This is a genomic window from Catenulispora rubra (assembly GCF_015356825.1).
Taxonomy (GTDB): Bacteria; Actinomycetota; Actinomycetes; order Streptomycetales; family Catenulisporaceae; genus Catenulispora; species Catenulispora rubra.
Genome location: NZ_JAACYW010000533.1, coordinates 1 through 3116, shown reverse-complemented (window position 1 = coordinate 3116; position 3116 = coordinate 1). Strand labels below are relative to the sequence as shown.

General features: G+C 68.6%; 2 protein-coding genes. Both read right to left on the bottom strand.

The features are described 5' to 3' along the window. Positions 1 to 740: 740 nt before the first annotated feature. The gene (locus GWK61_RS53570; protein WP_323748188.1) at positions 741 to 1958 is read right to left on the bottom strand and encodes an FAD-dependent monooxygenase; all 1218 of its coding nucleotides are present in this window, start codon (positions 1956 to 1958) and stop codon (positions 741 to 743) included. A gap of 148 nt (positions 1959 to 2106) precedes the next feature. Further along, positions 2107 to 2982 (bottom strand): LysR family transcriptional regulator, encoded by an 876-nt coding sequence (locus GWK61_RS53565; protein WP_194922110.1) that lies wholly within the window; start codon positions 2980 to 2982, stop codon positions 2107 to 2109. Between the last annotated feature and the right edge of the window lie 134 nt (positions 2983 to 3116).

The window sequence follows — 3116 nt, the reverse complement described above, 5'->3', positions numbered from 1 at the left end:
CCGCGCAGCTTATCGACCCGCCCCGGCCCCCCGCTCGACCCACACGACGAAGGCCACCACGGCAGGCAGGATCAGACCCTTGACCAGCACAACGCCCGACAACCGCGAGCTCGCAGAGGTTCACATCGCTCCTTCGGGCAGGCTCATCAGGCGTGTCGGGTGGCGGGATTTCGCACAACAGGAGTCGCCGCTGTCGACGACGGCTTCGTGGGACGAGAGTGTTACCGGTAACTCAAGGCCTGTCAAGGCCCCGCCCGGACACCCGAGGTCAGGCAGGTGCCCAGGTTAAGGGCCAGTGTTCTCGCCGACACGACTCGGGCGAAGCGGTGTCGGCCTTTGGGCCGCCTCGCGAATGGCGACGGGCCAGCGCGACCGACCGCGCGGTTCGGTGGGTTCCCCGGACCACGCGGGGTGTTGGTTCTGGGTCCCTCGTCGAGGAGGCCCGCCGGAGGCCTCAACGCACCCACCAAACGCGGCGGGCAGCCGCCAGACCAATCGTGTACGCAGTGACATCGGACCGGCGCGCAGTCGTGCACGCGAACACCGCCAGCCGCCAGCACACCACGCCCGAACTCGGGCCGCCGCGTGGTCGTGTCCACGAATACCGGCGGCCGCCAGCGCAACCTTCGGCGCTCAACCGAACTGCGCCACCCAGCGAGGCCATCCAACCATGCGCGAAGCCGTAAAAAGCCTGTAAACCACAGACCAGCTGCACCCGACACCAACACCAACAGAATCGCTCACCTCGCCACCGATCCCCGAACACCGTACGAGCCACGCTCGTCCAACGCCCGCGGATCGACCCCCGCAGCGTGCTCGCCCGCGACAGCGATCTCGCCCGAGGCAGCCATCGAGGTCAACTGAAGCGCCGCCGTCGCTGGCCTGCGCAGCGCCTCGTACTGCGCGAGTGCGTCGTCGATGGAGTGCACGGTCCCCAGCGCGTGGGCCAGCACTCGCGCGTCGAGGATCGCCTGCGACGCGCCGTTCGAGGCGATCGGGTGCATCGGGTGCGCCGCATCGCCCAGGAGGGTGACGCGACCGTGGGTCCAGCCGGCCAGCGGATCGCGGTCTATCGGCGGGCACTCGTACACCGCGATCGAGTCCTCGATCAGGCCTCGGATGTCGAGCCAGCCGAAGTCTCGGCTCGCGTGCCTGCCGTGGAGGGTGAAGTGCCCCAGCACCTCGGCCCGGTCGGCCTCGCGAGTCCAGTCGCCAATCGCCGACACCGGAAGCTCCGACACCGCATGCTCCGCGAGCGGCGCCTCGGCGACCCAGTTGGTCAGGGCCTTGCCGGTGCGAGGGTCTGGGGCGGACAGGGCATGGCAGACGAACTTCCGGGCGCCGTCGCCGGCCATGATCATTGAGCGGCCGGTCAAGAATGGTTCGGCGAGTGTGGTGCCGCGCCACATCACCTTGCCATTGCAGATCGGCGCGCCCTCGGCGGGGTTCATCTGCGCGCGAACCATGGAGTGGACGCCGTCCGCCCCGACCAGCAGATCAGCCCACTCGGAGTGAGTCCCGCCATACGCATCCGCGAACAACGCCTCAACAGCCCCGCCAGGGATCTGCACGTACCCGGTGAGCCGCGCGCCGGTGCGCACCACGTCCGTCCCCATACGCGCCAGCACCGCGTTGTAGAGCGCCATCTGCAATTCCCCGCGATGCACGGAGTACTGCGGCCACCGGTACCCCGCCGCCAGCCCACGCGGCTCGGCCCAGACCCGCGTCCCGCCAGACAGGTCGTAGTACGCCAGCTCCTCCGTCGCCACCCCGCACCCGTCAACCGCATCGCCCAAGCCAAGCTCGGTCAGCTCCCGCACCGCATCCGGAAGCAGACAGACGCCCCCGCCAACCGGCCGCGGCCCCAAAGCAGGCGCCGCCTCCGCGACCCGCACGTCGCCCAAGCCCGCATCGTGCAGGCTCAGCGCCGCCGCCAGACCGCCGATACCCGCGCCCACGATGAGAATCCGAATGATCAGGTCCCTTACATCCTCGATGTGGACTCCATCATGGAGGCCATATGCGGGACCAGGTACGGCGACACGCCGCCGTTTTCGGCATAAGCGAGAAATAGCACCCTTGGGAGTGACTACGCCACCGACGAGGTCACGGCTCAGGCCACTGACTCTCGATGAACGCCAAGAACCGCGCAGCCGCCGGCGCCAACGTGTGATCGGTCCGCCACGTTAGCCCGATCGTCCGGCGCGCCGCTGGAGCAGTCAGCGCGATGCCGACGGTGCCACTCAAGCCAGCGAACTGTTCTGGGACGACAGCGACGCCAAGGCCAGCGGCCACCAGCCCCTCGATGGTCGCCAGGTCCGCACTTTCGAACGAGATCCGGGGTACCACCCCCGCCTCGGTAAGCAGCGTGTCCAGCAACGTGCGAAAGCCGAAGCCGACTGGTGTGATGACCAGCTCCTCCTCAGCGATCTCACTGAGCGCCACCCGCTTGCGTTCGCGCAAGCGATGCGTCGGCGGTACGGCCAGGACCAGCCGCTCGCGTTGCAGGGGCAGCCAGCCGAAGTCGCCCTCCGGGCGGGGGAAGGTCACCGCGAGCTCGGCGGCCCCGGTGCGCAGGTCTGCCTGGATATGATGGCCTGGCTCCTGACTCAGCAGGACCCGGACGCCGGGAGCATGCCCGTGAAAAGCCCGCAGCAGCTGCGGAACCAGCGACGTCGCCATCGAGTCCAGGAACGCCAGCCGCACCACGCCCCCGTCGGGATCCAACCGCGCCGACAGCTCAGTAGTCAGCTGCTCATACCGAGCCAACAGCTCCCGCGCCGCAGCCACAACAAGATCGCCGTTCGGGTTCGGCGCAACGCCGTCCGGGGCCCGTTCGAACAGCCGCGTCCCCAACTCGGCCTCGATACGCGCCAGGGCTCGGGACAGCGTCGGCTGGCTGACGCCCAGGATCGCGGCAGTATCCGTCATGTGGCGATGGTCAGCGAGAGCCACGAACCAGCTCAGATCACGCAGCAGCACAGGGCCCACGATACGCCGCTCGATACGTGATGCGCATCGAGAAGGCCCGCTTCCGCTATTGGACGCATGACAAAGATCGAGTCACGATCGTGGCGTGAGCACAGTCGCCGACCCCACCGCCGACCCCACCACCG